Source organism: Streptomyces sp. NBC_00464, assembly GCF_036013915.1.
Taxonomy (GTDB): domain Bacteria; phylum Actinomycetota; class Actinomycetes; order Streptomycetales; family Streptomycetaceae; genus Streptomyces.
The window spans coordinates 178,825-195,856 of record NZ_CP107899.1 but is presented as its reverse complement, the minus strand read 5'-3'; the positions used below and the strand labels follow the sequence as shown (position 1 = coordinate 195,856).

General features: G+C 70.2%; 18 protein-coding genes. 13 read left to right on the top strand and 5 right to left on the bottom strand.

Translation table 11 applies throughout. The features are described 5' to 3' along the window. Nucleotides 1-85: 85 nt before the first annotated feature. Nucleotides 86-1,063, top strand: coding sequence for a GlxA family transcriptional regulator (locus tag OG912_RS00870; RefSeq protein ID WP_327707683.1), 978 nt, complete (start codon nt 86-88; stop codon nt 1,061-1,063). Nucleotides 1,064-1,096: 33 nt separating this feature from the next. Then, the gene (locus OG912_RS00865; RefSeq protein WP_327707682.1) at nt 1,097-1,732 is read left to right on the top strand and encodes a DJ-1/PfpI family protein; all 636 of its coding nucleotides are present in this window, start codon (nt 1,097-1,099) and stop codon (nt 1,730-1,732) included. On the opposite strand, the gene OG912_RS00860 is transcribed toward OG912_RS00865, so the two are convergent. After that, nucleotides 1,719-2,498 carry an enoyl-CoA hydratase/isomerase family protein gene (locus OG912_RS00860; RefSeq protein ID WP_327707681.1) on the bottom strand — a complete coding sequence of 260 codons (780 nt, stop codon included), beginning with the start codon at nt 2,496-2,498 and terminating at the stop codon, nt 1,719-1,721. The genes OG912_RS00865 and OG912_RS00860 overlap by 14 nt on opposite strands. An 80-nt stretch (nt 2,499-2,578) precedes the next feature. On the opposite strand from OG912_RS00860, the gene OG912_RS00855 reads away from it, so the two are divergent. Beyond that, on the top strand, nt 2,579-3,202 hold the full coding sequence (locus OG912_RS00855) for an HdeD family acid-resistance protein (protein ID WP_327707680.1): 624 nt from the start codon (nt 2,579-2,581) through the stop codon (nt 3,200-3,202). Between the two features lie 134 nt (nt 3,203-3,336). Beyond that, the gene (locus OG912_RS00850; protein ID WP_327707679.1) at nt 3,337-3,792 is read left to right on the top strand and encodes an ATP-binding protein; all 456 of its coding nucleotides are present in this window, start codon (nt 3,337-3,339) and stop codon (nt 3,790-3,792) included. Between the two features lie 24 nt (nt 3,793-3,816). Here OG912_RS00850 and idi read toward each other — a convergent pair whose 3' ends face one another. From idi to galE, 4 genes are all read right to left on the bottom strand, one after another. Further along, entirely contained in the window at nt 3,817-4,410 is a 594-nt protein-coding gene (gene idi, locus OG912_RS00845; protein ID WP_326740243.1) for an isopentenyl-diphosphate Delta-isomerase, read from the bottom strand. Between the two features lie 147 nt (nt 4,411-4,557). Beyond that, complete coding sequence (locus OG912_RS00840; protein WP_327707678.1) at nt 4,558-5,145, bottom strand: GNAT family N-acetyltransferase; 588 nt, start codon at nt 5,143-5,145, stop codon at nt 4,558-4,560. A 75-nt stretch (nt 5,146-5,220) separates the two neighbouring features. After that, nucleotides 5,221-6,162, bottom strand: coding sequence for a cation diffusion facilitator family transporter (locus tag OG912_RS00835; protein WP_327707677.1), 942 nt, complete (start codon nt 6,160-6,162; stop codon nt 5,221-5,223). Nucleotides 6,163-6,339: 177 nt separating this feature from the next. Further along, nucleotides 6,340-7,335 (bottom strand): UDP-glucose 4-epimerase GalE, encoded by a 996-nt coding sequence (gene galE, locus OG912_RS00830; protein ID WP_327707676.1) that lies wholly within the window; start codon nt 7,333-7,335, stop codon nt 6,340-6,342. Between the two features lie 273 nt (nt 7,336-7,608). On the opposite strand from galE, the gene OG912_RS00825 reads away from it, so the two are divergent. The 9 genes from OG912_RS00825 (at nt 7,609) to hpnD (ending at nt 16,966) form a co-directional block, all read left to right on the top strand. Next, the gene (locus OG912_RS00825; protein WP_327707675.1) at nt 7,609-9,411 is read left to right on the top strand and encodes a DUF5941 domain-containing protein; all 1,803 of its coding nucleotides are present in this window, start codon (nt 7,609-7,611) and stop codon (nt 9,409-9,411) included. After that, a complete protein-coding gene (locus tag OG912_RS00820) occupies nt 9,408-10,145 on the top strand; it encodes a phosphocholine cytidylyltransferase family protein (protein WP_326740247.1) in 738 nt (245 codons plus the stop codon). The genes OG912_RS00825 and OG912_RS00820 overlap by 4 nt, the downstream gene beginning before the upstream one ends. Continuing rightward, on the top strand, nt 10,133-11,194 hold the full coding sequence (locus tag OG912_RS00815) for an iron-containing alcohol dehydrogenase family protein (protein WP_327707674.1): 1,062 nt from the start codon (nt 10,133-10,135) through the stop codon (nt 11,192-11,194). Before OG912_RS00820 ends, OG912_RS00815 begins: the two co-directional genes overlap by 13 nt. After that, the gene (locus OG912_RS00810) at nt 11,172-11,951 is read left to right on the top strand and encodes a CDP-alcohol phosphatidyltransferase family protein (RefSeq protein ID WP_327707673.1); all 780 of its coding nucleotides are present in this window, start codon (nt 11,172-11,174) and stop codon (nt 11,949-11,951) included. Before OG912_RS00815 ends, OG912_RS00810 begins: the two co-directional genes overlap by 23 nt. A gap of 8 nt (nt 11,952-11,959) precedes the next feature. Further along, nucleotides 11,960-12,832, top strand: a complete 873-nt coding sequence (locus tag OG912_RS00805; RefSeq protein WP_327713310.1) for a glycosyltransferase family 2 protein — start codon at nt 11,960-11,962, stop codon at nt 12,830-12,832. A gap of 107 nt (nt 12,833-12,939) precedes the next feature. Beyond that, nucleotides 12,940-13,869 carry an ABC transporter permease gene (locus tag OG912_RS00800; RefSeq protein WP_326740250.1) on the top strand — a complete coding sequence of 310 codons (930 nt, stop codon included), beginning with the start codon at nt 12,940-12,942 and terminating at the stop codon, nt 13,867-13,869. Then, nucleotides 13,862-14,650 (top strand): ABC transporter ATP-binding protein, encoded by a 789-nt coding sequence (locus OG912_RS00795; RefSeq protein WP_326740251.1) that lies wholly within the window; start codon nt 13,862-13,864, stop codon nt 14,648-14,650. The genes OG912_RS00800 and OG912_RS00795 overlap by 8 nt, the downstream gene beginning before the upstream one ends. 445 nt (nt 14,651-15,095) lie before the next feature. Continuing rightward, on the top strand, nt 15,096-16,016 hold the full coding sequence (gene hpnC / locus OG912_RS00790; RefSeq protein ID WP_327707672.1) for a squalene synthase HpnC: 921 nt from the start codon (nt 15,096-15,098) through the stop codon (nt 16,014-16,016). A 29-nt stretch (nt 16,017-16,045) separates the two neighbouring features. Beyond that, complete coding sequence (hpnD, locus tag OG912_RS00785) at nt 16,046-16,966, top strand: presqualene diphosphate synthase HpnD (RefSeq protein ID WP_326740253.1); 921 nt, start codon at nt 16,046-16,048, stop codon at nt 16,964-16,966. The last annotated feature ends 66 nt before the right edge of the window (nt 16,967-17,032 follow it).

The following is a 17,032-nucleotide window of genomic DNA, read 5'->3' as shown; positions in this document are numbered from 1 at the left end:
GTGACATGCGCCGCAGCCGGGCATGGCAGGAATGGTGGGGAGCTCGTCATTGCAGCCATCCGCGGGGGCACACAGGATGACAGGCATGAAGCAGCGATCCGTACTCGTCGTCCTCTTCGACGGCGTCCAGAGCCTCGACGTGACCGGACCCATGGAGGTGTTCGCCGGTGCCTCCCGGTTTCCGGAGGTCTCGTACGACCTGCGCACCGCCTCGCTGGACGGCGCACCGGTGCGTTCGTCCTGCGGCCTCACCCTGGTCCCCGACGGCAGCCTCGCCGACGCCGCGACACCCCACACGCTGCTCGTCCCCGGCGGCCAGGGCACCCGGGAGCCCGCTGCCGGGCTCGTCGACTGGCTGCGCGCGCACGGCCCGCGCCCCCAACGGCTGGTCTCCGTCTGCAGCGGCGCCCTGCTCCTTGCCGCGGCCGGACAGCTGGACGGGCACCGGGTGACCACCCACTGGAACCTCTGCGACCACCTGGCCCGCACGTATCCCGCCGTCGAGGTCGACCCCGAGCCGATCTTCGTACGTGACGGCCGGCTCGCCACCTCCGCGGGGGTCACCGCGGGCATCGACCTCGCGCTCGCCCTCGTCGAGGAGGACCACGGCCGGGACGCGGCGCTCACGGTGGCCCGCCATCTGGTGGTCTTTCTGCGCAGACCCGGTAACCAGTCCCAGTTCAGTGCCCAGCTCACCGCCCAGACCGCTCGCCGGGAACCGCTGCGCGAGGTCCAGCACTGGATCACCGAGCACCCGGCCGAGGACCTCTCCGTCGAGGCTCTTGCCGCCCGTTCCCGGCTCTCGCCGCGCCACTTCGCCCGCGCCTTCCGGACCGAGACCGGCATGACCCCCGGCCGGTACGTCGACCGGGTCCGCCTCGAACAGGCCCGCAGGCTCCTGGAGGACACCACCGATGGCGTCGCCGGGATCGCGCACGCCTGCGGCTACGGAACCCCGGAGGCGATGCGCCGGGCCTTCGTGAGGGCAGTGGGCACGGCACCCGCCGAATACCGCCGGCGGTTCAGCACCCACCCGGCAGGCGAACGCGCCACCACGAAGTAACTCGCTCATCATCCGAAAGGCAGGCAGTCAGTCATGCAGATCGCCATCGTCCTCTTCGACCGATTCACGGCGCTGGACGCCGTGGGACCGTACGAGATCCTGAGCTGTGCGCCCGGTGCCGAGACCGTGTTCGTCGCCGAGTCCGCCGGCGAGGTGCGCAACGACAGAGGCAGTCTGGCGCTGGTCGCCGAACGGACTCTGGACGATGTCCCGGCCCCCGACCTGGTGATCGTCCCCGGCGGCCCCGGGCAGAACGCCCAGATGGACAACGAGACCCTTCTCGGCTGGCTGCGCCGCTCCGATGCGACCAGCACCTGGATGACGTCCGTCTGCACCGGATCGCTGCTGCTCGGAGCCGCCGGACTCCTGGAGGGGCGGCGTGCCACCTCGCACTGGCTCGCGCTGGAGACGCTGAAGGAGTACGGCGCCGAGCCGACCGGCGACCGCGTGGTCACCGACGGCAAGTACGTCACCGCCGCAGGTGTCTCGTCGGGCATCGACATGGGCCTCACCCTGCTCGGCCGGATCGCCGGCGACGAGCACGCCCAGGCCGTGCAGTTGCTGGCGGAGTACGACCCGCAGCCGCCCTACGACGCGGGATCCCCCGAGAAGGCCCCGGCCGCGCTCGTCGAGAAGTGGCGCGCCAAGAGCCGCTTCATTCTCCGGTAGCGGGGGTGCCTGCCCCGTCCGGCCAGGTGAACCGTGGCGAACGGCGCTCCAGGAAGGCGGCGACACCCTCCGCGGTGTCGCCGCTGCGACGTGCCTGTTCCGCCCAGTGCGCGTCCCGGTCCACACGGCCCGCGGCGAACTCCTTCGCCGCGGCCTGGGTCAGCTGTGAACGGGACACCAGCGTCCGTACGTAGGCCTCGACCCGCTTGTCCAGCTCGCCCGCCGGCAGCACCTCGTCCACCAGGCCCGTCCGCAGCGCCCGGTCCGTCCCGATCAGCTCGCCGGAGAACAGCAGGTGCTTGGCGGTCGCCGGGCCGGTCAGCGCGATCAGGCGGCGGGTCGACGACGAGGCATAGACGATGCCGAGCCTGGCCGGGGTGACGCCGAACGAGGCCCCCTCCTCCGCGAACCGCAGATCGCAGGCGGCCGCCAGCTGGCTGCCGCCGCCCACGCAGTAGCCGCGTACCGCGGCAAGCGTCGGCCGGGGAAAGGCGGCCAGCGCCTCTTCGGCCGCCACGGCGAGTCCCTGCGGGGAGCCCGAGGGGTCGCGGAGCGAGGAGATGTCCGCGCCCGCGCAGAAGGTGTCGCCGGCGCCGGTCAGCACCAGGGCGCGCACCGACGGGTCGGCGGCCAGCCCTTCGAGCAGTACGGGCAGGGACTGCCACATGGCGGCCGTCATCGCGTTGCGCTTGGCGGGGTTGCTGATGACGACGGTGGCGACCCCGTCCGTGACGGTGCGCTCCAGCCGGGGTTCCGTACGGTCCATACGCCGGATGCTATCCATGCCGTTCGAACCTATGATCAAGAAGGGGCCGCGAAGCAGGTACGCACCCCGAGGAGCTTCTGGTGGCCGATCCCGTGAAGGAGGGCAGGAAGCTCCACCGCAGTTTCAGCGGTCTGGCCCTGCTCGGCACTCTGCTCGTCGTCGCCGGTCTGGTGGGCCTCGTCTACACAGGCGTCGCGACGCTCACCTCGATGATCCTCTTCGGCTGGCTGCTGCTCATCGGCGGCCTGGTCGGGCTGCTCCACGCGATCCAGTCGCGCGGTACCAGCTACTTCTGGCTGGGCGTGGTGGTCGCGGCGCTGAACATCGCCGCCGGAGTCGTCGTCATCCGCCACCCGCACGGCACCGCCGAGGCGCTGACGATGTTCGCCGCGCTGCTCTTCCTGACGGGCGGGGTGTTCCGCCTCGTCGGCAGCGTCGTGGTGCGGGGGCCCCAGTTCGGCTGGACGCTGTTGCAGGGTGCTTTCGGGCTGTTGCTCGGGCTGCTGGTTCTCTTCGACTGGCCGCACAGCAGCCTCTACGTACTCGGCTGCTTCTTCTCGCTCGCCCTGCTGTTCGACGGGCTCGGGCTCATCGCGGTCGGTGTCGGGGGCCGTCGGATCGTGTCGATGGTCTCGGACCGGATGGCGCCCGGGGAAGGTACGGACGAGCTCCCGGCGGACGGTCAGAAACGGTCCGAAAACTGACGTACCCACACTGGTTCGGTCAAATTCCGTCGATTGGAGTCGACTTCTGTTCAGTGGCACGGACCGAACCAACTACGCCCCGCACCCTGTACTCGACGTGCAGTCACCACCGAGTGGAGAGCGGGTACCGGACAATGGAGAGCCGCGGGAGTGTCCCCGCCCGGCCCGTGTCGTACGAGGGGGTCTGGCGGTTCACCGCCCCGGCCACGGACGTCTCCGTACCCCAGGCCCGGCACGCCGTACGCGATCTGCTGGAACGCCAGGGCGTTCCCCTCGACGACGACATCGCCCAGGGTCTGTTGCTGATCGTCTCGGAGCTGGCGACCAATGCCGTGAAGCATGCCGCGCTGCTCTCGCCGGAGCTCGCGGTCGAGGTCGCCGTGGGCGCCGAATGGATCAGGGTGTCCGTCGAGGACAACCACCCCTACCGGCCGACGGCGCTGGAGACGGATTACGCGCAGACCGGGGGGCGCGGGCTGCTGCTGGTCCGTGAGATCACCCGCGAAGCGGGCGGCGCCTGCGACGTGGAGCACACCGCAGGCGGCGGAAAGGTCATCTGGGCGGCGCTGCCGCTCACCACCCGTCTGTGACCCCTCCGCGCCGGCGGTCCGCACCTACCAGCCGGCAGCCGGTCCGGTCAGCTCCCGGATCGCAGGACGGGCGGCGTCCAGCACGGTCATGAACCAGGCGGAGAAGGGAGCCCGGGCGTGCCGCTCGGTCAGCTCCCCGGCCGTCACGAAAGCGGTCTCGCCCACCTCCTCCGGGTCCGGGCGCAACTGTTCCTGGGCCATGCCCACGAAGAGGTGGTTGAACTCCTGCTCGACCAGGCCCGATGCGGGATCCGGATGGTTGTAACGCACCGTGCCCGCCTCGGCCAACAGCGAGGGTGAGATGCCCAGTTCCTCGTACGTCCGTCGGGCGGCGGCGGCGAAGGGCGCCTCGCCCGGATACGGGTGGCCGCAGCAGGTGTTGGACCAGACGCCGGGGGAGTGGTACTTGCCGAGTGCGCGGCGCTGGAGCAGCAGTCGTCCCTGCTCGTCGAAGAGGAACACGGAGAACGCCCGGTGCAGTTGACCGGGTGCCTGGTGGGCTGCGAGCTTCTCCGCCGTACCGATGGTGGTGCCGTTCTCGTCGACCAGTTCGAGCATGATCGCTTCTGCTGTGCCGTTCGACGAGCTCTTCGCCGCGGTGGTTGGTGTGGTCGGCATACCCATCCTTCGCTATGGTCCCGGCCCCGTACGCCGGTCCCGTCGAGTCTGCTCAAGTCTGCCGTACAAAAGCGGCTTGTCCGTACTTCGGGGCCTGGCATGTCCGGTCGTGCGGCACCCCCGGGCATTGTGGGGCCGGACGACGCATCAGACCCCGAACGCCGCCGGATACTCAATCGTGCCCTGCGGGACGGGCGCGGAATCATCGAGGACCAGGGCCATCATCGCCTCGTCCGGAACCTCGAAGCCCGGCCGGATTCCGTACCGCGACGCGGGCACGAAGCCGAACCTCGGGTAGTACTCGGGATGGCCGAGCACCAGGACGAGTGACTCCCCGCGCCGCCGTGCGGCATCGAGCAGGGCCCGCACCACGGCCTGTCCCGCGCCCATTCGCTGATGCTCCGGGGCCGTGGCCACCGGGGCCAGCGCCAGTGCCGGTACGCCCCCGACCCGACAGCGGGTCAGCAGGGCGCAGGCGGCGAGGGAGCCGTCGGCGGCCTCGACGACGTACGAGAGTCCGGGCAGCCAGGCCGACGGGTCCTCACGCAGGGCGTCGACCAGATCGGCCTCCGCCTCCGTCGGGAACGCGGCGGCGTTGACGGCGTGCACGGCTGTGGTCTCGGCGGGCGACTCGGGACGGGCCGTCCAGCGGGCGCCGGAGTACGGATGCTCGGGACCGCGGCCGTGCGGGGAATCGGGGGATGAGTTGTTCGGGGAGTTTTCGTCGTCCGTCAACGTGGGGCAGCCCTTGAGTGTTTCGTACAACGTTGCGAAGACCTTACACCTCGGGCTCATCCGGCCGTCCGCGGCTCAGTGGCAGAGCTTCGCCTCGTGCTCGGCGTGGCCGCTCGGCTCCAGCTGAAAGGTGCAGTGCTCGACGTCGAAGTGGTCGCCGAGACAGCCCTGCAGTTCGTGGAGGAGCTTCTCGTGCCCGATCGAGTCGAGGAACTCCTGATGCACCACCACATGGGCGGAGAGCACCGGCATGCCCGAGGTGATCGTCCAGGCGTGCAGGTCGTGGACGTCGAGCACCCCGGGAAGGGCCGTGATGTGATCGCGCACCTCGCCCATGTCGACCCCCGGGGGCGCCGACTCCAGCAGGACGTTCAGCGTCTCGCGGAGCAGCTTCACCGTCCGAGGGACGATCATGAGCCCGATGACCAGCGAGGCGACCGGGTCCGCCGCCTGCCATCCGGTCGCCAGGATGATGCCCGCCGAGACCAGCACGGTGACCGAGCCCAAGGCGTCCGCCAGCACCTCCAGATAGGCGCCGCGCACGTTGAGGCTGTCCTTCTGCCCGCGGACCAGCAGCGACAGCGACACCATGTTCGCGACCAGGCCGACCAGGGCGAAGGCGATCGTCAGCCCGCCCCGGGTCTCGGCCGGGGTGATGAAACGCTCCACCGCCTCGTAGAGCAGATAGCCGCCCACCCCGAGCAGCAGGACGCAGTTGGCGAGCGCGGCGAGGATCTCGGCACGGGCGTAGCCGAAGGTCCGGTTCGGCCCGGCCGGCTTGTTGGCGAAGTGGATCGCCAGCAGAGCCATGCCCAGCCCGAGGGCGTCGGTCGCCATGTGGGCCGCATCGGCGATCAGCGCGAGGGAGCCCGACAGCGCACCTCCGACGACCTCCATGACCGCCACGGCGAGCGTGATGCCCAGCGCGATCCTCAGCCGCCCCCTGTACGCGGCGGCTGCCGTCCCTGTGGGCGGCGGCCCGCCGTGCGCATGTCCGTGATCGTGCCCTGCCCCCATGGGGACGCCTCCCGGTCGTCTGCGGGCCCGGACGCGAACGGCCCGGGCACTGCCAGTGAACTACGGGTGGGGGGTATCGGGCAACACGGCACTGAACACCGTTGTCAACTGCTCTGACCTGCGGAAATGGTCGCAGGTCAGAGCGGCGGAGCGCCCGCCTGCCCCTGGGACCTCTCGTTACGGAAGACCCTGCGGCGCAGAGGTCTCGGGATGGTGCAGCAGCCACCCCTGCCAGGCCGACGCGACCATCTCCCGCACCCCGCGCCGGGCCGTCCAGCCCAGTTCGCCGGACATCCGGTCGCACGAGGCGACCGCCTTCGCGGCGTCCCCGGCCCGGCGCGGCTCGATCTCCGGCTTCAGCTCGTGGCCGGTGACCTCCGCGACCAGAGCGGCGAGCTCGCGCACCGAGACGCCCTCGCCGCGGCCGATGTTCACGGTCAGGTCTCCGGGACCGTCCTGCGCGGCCAGCCGCCGGGCCACGACCAGGTGGGCGTCGGCCAGGTCGGCCACGTGGATGTAGTCGCGGATGCAGGTGCCGTCGGGGGTGGGATAGTCGTCACCGAAGATCCGCGGCGCCTCACCGCGCGTCAGCCGGTCGAAGAACATCGGGATCACGTTGAAGACGCCCGTGTCCGACAGCTGCGGCTCGGCGGCACCCGCCACGTTGAAGTAGCGCAGGCAGCCCGTGGACAGTCCGTGCGCCTGCCCGGCCGCACGCACCAGCCACTCGCCGACCAGCTTGGTCTCGCCGTACGGATTGATCGGAACGCAGGGGGCCTCCTCGGTGATGAGGTCCATCTCCGGAACGCCGTAGACCGCGGCCGACGACGAGAACAGGAAGCGCCGCACGCCGGCGGCCACGACGGCCTCCAGGAGGACGGTCAGCCCGCCGACGTTCTCCCGGTAGTACAGGAGCGGCTTCTCGACGGACTCGCCGACCTGCTTCTTCGCTGCGAGATGCACCACACCGGTGACCTCGTGCTCCGCGAGCACCCGGTCGAGCAGCGCCCGGTCGGCCGCCGAGCCCCGGATCACCGGGACGTCGTCCGGCAGTCGGTCCGGCTTGCCTGCCGAGAGGTCGTCGATCACGACCACCCGCTCTCCGGCGCTCCTCATCGCACGCACCACGTGTGCCCCGATGTATCCAGCTCCGCCTGTGATCAGCCATGTCATGCCGGTCAGACTACGGCCGACCGGAGGGCTGTTCCGTACCCGTGTTTTGTCAGGCGAGGCGACCATCGACGATGATGATCGCGAACGGGGCCGCATGATGCCGTTCCGTCCGGAACGGAGCCCGAACAGGCAGTGAATTCCCGCCTCCGTTCATCCGATAGCCTCTGCCGACATGCCGCCGGCCGCATTTCAGGGCCGCACTGTCGCGCGCCGACCCGTGTCAGCACCAAGGAGTGAGTTCGTCTGTCGACCGCCATTCTCACAGGTGCTCCGGTGCCCGGATCGTCGCTTCAGGATGATCTGAGGTCACTGGGCTTCGACGTACAGACCGCTGCCGATGTCACCGAGGCGGTCCGGTTGCTGTCCGCGGTTCCGGCCGAGAGCCGCGTCGCCCTCGTCGACCCCCGTTTCGTCGGTCATGTTCACGCCCTACGGCTCGGACTGACCGACCCCCGATTCCCCGCCGCCGCCGTGCCCGGTGCGCTCACCGCGCAGCCCGAGGCGCGCCCCGCCCTGCTCCGCGCCCTGCGCATCACCACCGAGGCGGTCGGCGCCGGTGTTCCCGCAGGACCGCCCGGCACCGCTGTGGCGGTCGTCGACCGCACCGTGCCGGGGCGGATCGCGTCCACGATGGACGCCGAGGGCACCGCGGTCCAGCGCCCTGAGCTCGGCTCGCTCGTCGCCGCCGTGCCGGCGGACGAGGCCGCACGTGCCACCGCGCAGTCCGGCGTCGCCGCCGTCGACGACGAGGCGGTCCGGCTGCGCAGCGCCGTCAAGGCCCGCGACGGCTTCTTCACCACGTACTGCATCAGCCCGTACTCGCGCTACATCGCCCGCTGGTGCGCGCGCCGCGGGTTCACCCCGAACCAGGTCACCACCGCGTCCCTGCTGACCGCACTCATCGCGGCGGCCTGCGCGGCCACCGGCACCCGTGGCGGATACGTCGCCGCCGGGCTGCTGCTCCTCTTCTCCTTCGTGCTGGACTGCACCGACGGGCAGCTCGCCCGCTACTCGCTGCAGTACTCCACGATGGGCGCGTGGCTGGACGCCACCTTCGACCGGGCCAAGGAGTACGCCTACTACGCGGGCCTCGCCCTCGGCGCCGCCCGCGGCGGTGACGACGTGTGGGCGCTGGCCCTCGGCGCGATGGTGCTCCAGTCCTGCCGCCACGTCATCGACTTCTCGTTCACCGAGGCGAACCACGACGCGGTCGCGAACGCCAGCCCCACGGCGGCCCTCTCGGACAAGCTCGACAGCGTCGGCTGGACTCATTGGGTGCGCCGCATAATCGTGCTCCCGATCGGTGAGCGCTGGGCGATGATCGCCGTGCTGACCGCGCTGACCACCCCGCGGATCGTCTTCTACGCCCTGCTCGTCGGCTGCGCCTTCGCGGCCTGCTACACCACCGCCGGCCGGCTGCTGCGCTCCCTGACCCGCAAGGCCCGCCGCACCGACCGCGCCGCCCAGGCCCTCGCCGACCTCGCCGACTCCGGCCCGATCGCCCAGCTCGTGGCGGCCCGCGGCCCCCGGATCCCCGGCGCCTGGAGCGCCCCGGTGGTGGCGGTCGTCGGCACCGGCGCACTGATCGCCGCCGCACTGCAGCAGCCCTTCGGCAGCCGGCAGATGATCGCTGCCGCGGTGTTCTACGCGATCTGTGCGGGCGTAGCGGTGGCCCGCCCCCTCAAGGGCGCACTGGACTGGCTGCTCCCCCCCGTCTTCCGCGCGGCGGAGTACTGCACGATCCTCATCCTGGCCGCACGCAGCGACATCGACGGTGCGCTGCCCGCGGCCTTCGGCCTCGTTTCGGCGGTCGCCTACCATCACTACGACACGGTGTACCGCATTCGAGGCGGCACCGGCGCCCCGCCCCAGTGGCTGGTGCGCACGATCGGCGGGCACGAGGGCCGGACCCTGGTGGTGGCCGTGTTCGCCGCCGTGACCACGGGGGCCTCAGGTTTCACCGTGGCTCTCACCGCCCTCGCGGTGGCCGTGGCACTGGTCGTTCTGGTGGAGTCCATCCGCTTCTGGGTGTCCTCCGCGGCGCCCGCCGTTCACGACGAAGGAGAACCCGCATGATCGGCCTCGTACTGGCAGCCGGCGCAGGACGGCGCCTGCGCCCCTACACCGACACGCTCCCCAAGGCTCTCGTGCCGGTGGACGGCGAGAAGACCGTCCTCGATCTCACGCTGGCGAACTTCGCCGAGATCGGTCTCACCGAGGTCGCGATCGTCGTCGGCTACCGCAAGGAAGCCGTCTACGACCGCAAGGAGGAGCTGGAGGCGAAGTACGGCCTCGAGCTCACCCTCGTGGACAACGACAAGGCCGAGGAGTGGAACAACGCCTACTCCCTGTGGTGCGCCCGCGAGATCCTCAAGCGCGGGGTGATCCTCGCCAACGGAGACACCGTCCACCCGGTCTCGGTCGAGCGGACGCTGCTGGACGCGCGCGGCAAGGGTCAGAAGATCATCCTCGCCCTCGACACGGTGAAGAACCTCGCCGACGAGGAGATGAAGGTCATCACCGACGGCGACAAGGGGGTCCGGCGCATCACGAAGCTGATGGACCCGGCCACCGCCACCGGCGAGTACATCGGTGTCACCCTCATCGAGGCGGAGGCCGCCGAGGAGCTCGCCGACGCGCTCAAGGCGACGTTCGAACGCGACCCGGACCTCTACTACGAGGACGGCTACCAGGAGCTCGTCAACCGCGGCTTCACCGTCGACGTGGCCCCCATCGGCGAGGTGACCTGGGTCGAGATCGACAACCACGACGACCTCGCCCGGGGCAGGGAGATCGCGTGCCTGTACTGACCCGGCTCATCCCCTCCCCGGTCTTCGTCGACATCAGCCGGGGCGCCATGGACGACCTGGCCGGTCTCCTTGTCGACCAGCGGATCTCCGCGTCCGGCAAGCTGGCGATCGCCATCAGCGACGGCTCCGGGCAGGCGCTGCGCGAGAAGCTCGCCCCGGCTCTGCCGGGCGCCGACTGGTACCCCGTCGCCGGGGGCGACATCGATTCCGCGGTGAAGCTGGCCGACGAGATCAAGGGCAAGCGCTACGACGCCGTGGTCGGCCTCGGCGGCGGCAAGATCATCGACGTGGCGAAGTACGCCGCGGCCCGGGTCGGCCTGCCGCTGGTCTCGGTCGCCACGAACCTCGCCCACGACGGCCTCTGCTCGCCCGTCGCGACCCTGGACAACGACAACGGCCGGGGATCCTACGGTGTCCCGATGCCGATCGCCATGGTCATCGACCTCACGGTGATCCGCGAGGCCCCCGACCGCTTCGTGCGCTCCGGCATCGGCGACGCGATCTCCAACCTCTCCGCGATCGCCGACTGGGAACTGTCGCACCAGGTCAACGGCGAGCAGATCGACGGACTGGCCGCGGCCATGGCCCGTACCGCCGGCGAAGCCGTCCTGCGGCACCCCGGTACCGTCGCCGACGACGAGTTCCTCACGGTCCTCGCCGAGTCGCTGGTGCTCTCCGGCATCGCCATCTCGATCAGCGGAGACACCCGCCCGTCGTCCGGCGCCTGCCACGAGATCAGCCACGCCTTCGACCTGCTCTTCCCCAGGCGCGCTGCCAGTCACGGCGAGCAGGTCGGCCTCGGTGCGGCCTTCGCCATGCATCTGCGGGGCGCACGCGCGGAGTCCAGGCTCTTCGCCGACGTGCTCCGCCGGCACGGTCTGCCGGTCCTGCCCGAGCAGATCGGCTTCACGGCCGACGAGTTCGTGCAGGCCGTCGACTACGCGCCGCAGACCCGCCCGGGACGCTTCACGGTCCTGGAGCACCTCAACCTGTCCACCGACCAGATCAGGGACGCGTACGCCGACTATGCCAAGACCATCAGTAGCTGAACTCCGTCCTGTCGTTCACCCCCCGGGCGTCAAGGACCGGCGCAGTGGCGAACACTGGGCGGGCCGGATATATATGCGCGAGGTCTCGCTGCGTGTGGACCGGTACCTGGTGAACACCAAGGTGACGCCCAACCAGCTGACGTACCTGATGACCATCGCCGGTGTGCTCGCCGCCCCGGCCCTGCTCGTCCCGGGCATCCCCGGTGCGCTGCTCGGCGTCCTCATGGTCCAGCTCTACCTGCTGCTGGACTGTGTCGACGGCGAGCTCGCCCGCTGGAAGAAGCAGTTCTCCCTGGGCGGGGTCTACCTCGACCGGGTCGGTGCCTACCTCTGTGACGCCGCCGTGCTCGTCGGCTTCGGCCTGCGCGCCGCGGACCTGTGGGGCACCGGGCGGATCGACTGGCTGTGGGCCTTCCTGGGCACGCTCGCCGCACTCGGCGCCATCCTGATCAAGGCCGAGACCGACCTGGTCGGGGTCGCACGCCACCAGGGCGGGCTGCCGCCGGTCAAGGAGGCCGCCTCCGAGCCGCGCTCGTCCGGCATGGCGCTCGCCCGCCGGGCCGCCGGTGCGCTCAAGTTCCACCGGCTGATCCTGTGCGTCGAGGCGTCGCTGGTCATCCTGGTCGCGGCCGTTCTCGACGCGGTCCGGGACGACCTGTTCTTCAGCCGTTTCGCGGTCGCGGTGCTGGCCGGTATCGCCCTGCTGCAGACCCTCCTCCACCTCGTGTCGGTCCTGGCATCGAGCAGGCTGAAGTGAGCACCCCCATGAAACTCGGCGCGGTCATCATCACGATGGGTAACCGCCCGGCCGAGCTGCGCGCCCTGCTCGATTCGGTCGCCGAGCAGGACGGCGACCGCATCGAGGTGGTCGTCGTCGGCAACGGCTCCGCCGTCCCGGACGTACCCGCAGGCGTGCGGACCGTCGAGCTGCCCGAGAACCTGGGCATCCCCGGCGGTCGCAACGTGGGCATCGAGGCCTTCGGGCCCTCAGGCGCCGACGTCGACGCCCTGCTCTTCCTGGACGACGACGGGCACCTGCCGCTCACCGACACCGCCGAGCTGTGCCGGCAGGCGTTCGAGGCCGATCCGCGACTCGGCATCATCAGCTTCCGGATCGCCGACCCCGACACCGGCGAAACCCAGCGCCGCCATGTGCCGCGACTGCGCGCCGCCGATCCGATGCGCTCCTCGCGGGTGACGACCTTCCTCGGCGGCGCCAACGCCGTACGCACCAGGGTCATCGCCGAGGTCGGTCCGCTGCCGGGCGACTTCTTCTACGCGCACGAGGAGACCGACCTCGCCTGGCGGGCGCTGGACGCCGGCTGGCAGATCGACTACCGCGCGGACATGGTCCTCAACCACCCCACGACCGCTCCGTCCCGCCACGCCGTCTACCACCGCATGGTGGCCCGGAACCGGGTCTGGCTGGCCCGGCGCAATCTGCCCGCGCCCCTGGTCCCCGTGTATCTCGGCGTGTGGCTGCTGCTGACCCTGCTCCGCAAGCCCTCGGGGCCGGCGCTGAAGGCGTGGTTCGGCGGCTTCCGCGAGGGCTGGACGACACCGTGCGGACCGCGCCGTCCGATGAAGTGGCGTACGGTGTGGCGGCTGACCAGACTCGGCCGCCCTCCGGTGATCTGAGCGGTACGCCTCTGGGAGCATGAGGCGTAAGTTTTCTTGTCGGGACCTGTCCGCCCTGAGCCGCGCCCGCGACTGGCTGCGCGATGTGAATACGAGAGTTTCATCTGGTGAGTGACACAACCCATGACGGTGCTGTTGCGTTGAGCACCCCGCCATCGGCCGACGACGCCCTGAGCCCTGCCGAACTGGCCGAGAAGTACGGCCTGACGGTCAGCGGCGCCCGGCCCGGGCTCTTCGAGTACGTGCGCCAGCTCCGTGGGCGACGCCACTTCATCATGGCGTTCTCCCGGGCCAAACTGACCGCTCAGTACAGCCAGGCGAAGCTGGGCCAGTTGTGGCAGGTGGCCACCCCGCTCCTGAACGCCGCGGTGTACTTCCTCATCTTCGGCCTGATCCTCGGCACGAAGAAGGGGATGACGCAGGAGGTCTTCATCCCGTTCCTGGTGACCGGGGTCTTCGTCTTCACCTTCACCCAGAGCTCGGTGATGGCCGGGGTCCGCGCCATCTCCGGCAACCTCGGACTGGTGCGGGCGCTACACTTCCCGCGCGCCTCGCTGCCCATCTCGTTCTCGCTCCAGCAGCTCCAGCAGCTGCTGTACTCGATGATCGTGCTGGTCGTGGTGACCGTCGGATTCGGCAGCTATCCACGGCTGTCCTGGCTGCTGGTGATCCCCGCGCTGGTCCTGCAGTTCTTCTTCAACACCGGACTGGCGCTGATCATGGCGAGGCTCGGGTCCAAGACGCCCGACCTGGCCCAGCTGATGCCGTTCATCATGCGGACCTGGATGTACGCCTCCGGCGTCATGTTCTCCATCCCGGTGATGCTCGCCGGCAAGCCGGCCTGGATCGGTGATGTGCTGCAGTACAACCCGGCGGCCATCTACATGGACCTGGTCCGGTTCGCCCTGATCGACGGTTACGGCTCCGAGAACCTGCCGGCGCACGTCTGGGTGGTGGGTCTCGCCTGGGCGCTCCTGGTGGGTGCCGGAGGCTTTGTGTACTTCTGGAAGGCAGAGGAGCGGTACGGCCGTGGCTGAGGACAACACCGCGGGGCGCGTCCCCACTGTGATCGCCGACGATGTGCACATCGTGTACCGCGTCAACGGCGGCGGCGGTGGCAAGGGCGGCGCCACCGCGGCACTGAGCCGGATACTGCGCCGCGGCAACAAGGGCGAGGAGCGCGGGGTCCGCAAGGTGCATGCCGTACGCGGCGTCTCCTTCACCTCCTACCGGGGCGAGGCCATCGGCCTCATCGGGACGAACGGCTCCGGCAAGTCCACCCTGCTGCGGGCCATCGCCGGACTCCTGCCGACCGAGAGCGGCAAGGTGTACACGGACGGGCAGCCCTCGTTGCTCGGTGTGAACGCGGCCCTGATGAGCGACCTGACGGGCGAGCGCAACGTCGTGCTCGGCGGGCTCGCCATGGGCATGAGCCGTGAGGAGATCCGCGAACGCTACGACAGCATCGTCGACTTCTCCGGCATCAACGAGAAGGGCGACTTCATCACCCTGCCGATGCGGACGTACTCCTCCGGCATGGCCGCGCGGCTGCGCTTCTCCATCGCCGCCGCCAAGAACCACGACGTCCTCATGATCGACGAGGCGCTGGCGACCGGTGACCGCAAGTTCCAGATCCGCTCCGAGGCGCGCATCCGGGAGCTCCGCAAGGAGGCCGGCACCGTCTTCCTGGTGAGTCACAGCAACAAGTCGATCAGGGACACCTGTGACCGGGTGCTGTGGCTGGAGAAGGGCGAACTGCTGATGGACGGACCGACCGACGAGGTCCTCAAGGCGTACGAGCGCGAGACCGGCAAGTAGGGCGTCGCCGCAGTCGCGTAACGCAGCGGCCTCCGCCGGAGCATTCCGGCGGAGGCCGCTGCGCTGCTTCCGGATGGGGCACCCGTCCCGGGCCTCCACGGCTCGTCGTACGGCGCCCGGCAAGATCTCCTCCCGCCGGATGACGTCAATTTCCTTGCGCGAGGGGAAAGTTGACAGCGCACAGCTCGCAGGTGTTGCGCACCCCGCACCCCCGCGTATGGATGAGCGTTGTACAACGTAAGCTGTACCGGTGCTGATTCGTATCAAGTGGGGCGATACCGCCTGGGTGGACGGCCCGTAGTCGTCCTCCGCACTCGGGAGAGCGGGCGGCGTGTCCGGAATGGGTTGTTTTGGGTCAGCAGTGTAGAACGGGAGATGTGACGGCTATGACGGAAGATCTCCAGCTCCGAGGTGCTCACGCCGTCCCCGCGCAGGGCGGTACGCAGTGACCCGTACCCGGCAGGCGCGACATGATCCCGCCGTACCCGGAACCCTTGACAAGGCCGCCGACGAGAACTTTCCGGTGGCCCCCTTCTTCCTGCCGCGCGCCTGGCGCGACGACTTGATGGCCGTCTACGGCTTCGCCCGGCTCGTCGACGACATCGGTGACGGCGACCTCGCGCCCGGCGGCGCCGACGCCCGGCACCTCGGGCTCGACCCGGCCGAGGGCGAGGACCGGCTCGCGATGCTGGACGCGCTGGAAACCGACCTGCGCAGGATCTTCACCACCACCGGTGAGAGCCCGCACCACCCGCTCCTGGTGGCGCTGCGTCCCACCGTGCGGCGCCGCGCTCTCACCCCCGAACCCTTCCTCGGCCTCATCGAGGCCAACCGGCAGGACCAGAAGATCCGCCGCTACGGGACGTACGAGGAGCTCCTCGCCTACTGCGAGCTCTCCGCCAACCCCGTCGGCCTCCTGGTCCTCCAGCTCACCGGAACCGCGAGTCCCGAGCGCGTCCGCCGCTCCGACGCCGTCTGCACCGCACTGCAGATCGTCGAGCATCTCCAGGACGTCACCGAGGACCTCGGCCGTGACCGGATCTATCTGCCGGCCGACGACATGGCCAGGTTCCATGTCACCGAATCCGACCTGGCGGCCCCCTCCGGGGGCGCGGCGGTGCGGGCACTGATTGCGTACGAAGCCGAACGTGCCGGGGATCTGCTGAATGAAGGCACCCCTCTGGTGGGTAGCGTCCACGGCAGGCTCAAGCTGCTTCTCGCCGGATTCGTGGGAGGGGGGCGTGCCGCCCTCACCGCGATCGCGGCCGCCGGGTTCGACGTACTGCCCGGACCCCCCAAACCCACCAAGCCCAGCCTGCTGCGCGAAGTGGGAGTTGTTTTGCGAAGAGCGCGTAGAGAGGGGTGAGCCGGACCGTGGAGGGACAGACGACGTACATGTCGGCACCGGTACAGGCCGCATACAGTTACTGCGAGGCGGTCACCGGACAGCAGGCGCGTAACTTCGCGTACGGCATCAGGCTGCTGCCCGTCGAGAAGCGGCAGGCCATGTCGGCCCTGTACGCCTTCTCCCGACGGGTCGACGACATCGGTGACGGCGAACTGGAGCCGGAGACCAAGCGCGTCCGCCTGGAGAGCACCCGTGCGGTGCTGGACCGGATCCGCGACGGCGCGATCGACGAGGACGACACCGACCCGGTGGCCGTCGCGCTCGCCGACGCCGCCCGCCGGTTCCCGCTGCCGCTCGAAGGGCTCGACGAGCTGATCGACGGCGTGCTGATGGACGTGCGCGGTGCGACCTACGAGACGTGGGACGACCTCAAGATCTACTGCCGGTGCGTCGCGGGCGCCATCGGCCGCCTCAGCCTGGGTGTCTTCGGTACGGAACCGGGTGCCCCGGGCGCCGAGCGCGCGGCCGAGTACGCCGACACGCTCGGCCTCGCGCTCCAGCTGACGAACATCCTGCGCGACGTGCGCGAGGACGCGGGCAACGGGCGCACCTACCTGCCCGCCGACGACCTCGCCAAGTTCGGCTGCTCCGCGGGCTTCCACCGGGCCACCCCGCCGCCCGGCTCCGACTTTGCCGGGCTGGTCCACTTCGAGGTCCGGCGCGCCCGCGCCCTGTTCGCCGAGGGCTACCGGCTGCTGCCGATGCTCGACCGGCGCAGCGGTGCCTGTGTGGCGGCCATGGCCGGCATCTACCGCCGGCTCCTCGACCGGATCGAGCGCGACCCCGAGGCCGTGCTGCGCGGCCGGGTCTCGCTCCCGGGCCACGAGAAGGCGTATGTGGCGGTGCGCGGCCTGTCGGGTCTGGACGCACGCCACATCTCGCGCCGCACGACCAGGGGGCGTGTCTGAATGCGTCACACGGACATCTCGCGCACCATGTGCATCATGGATGATCACGGCGCACGGCGGGCAACC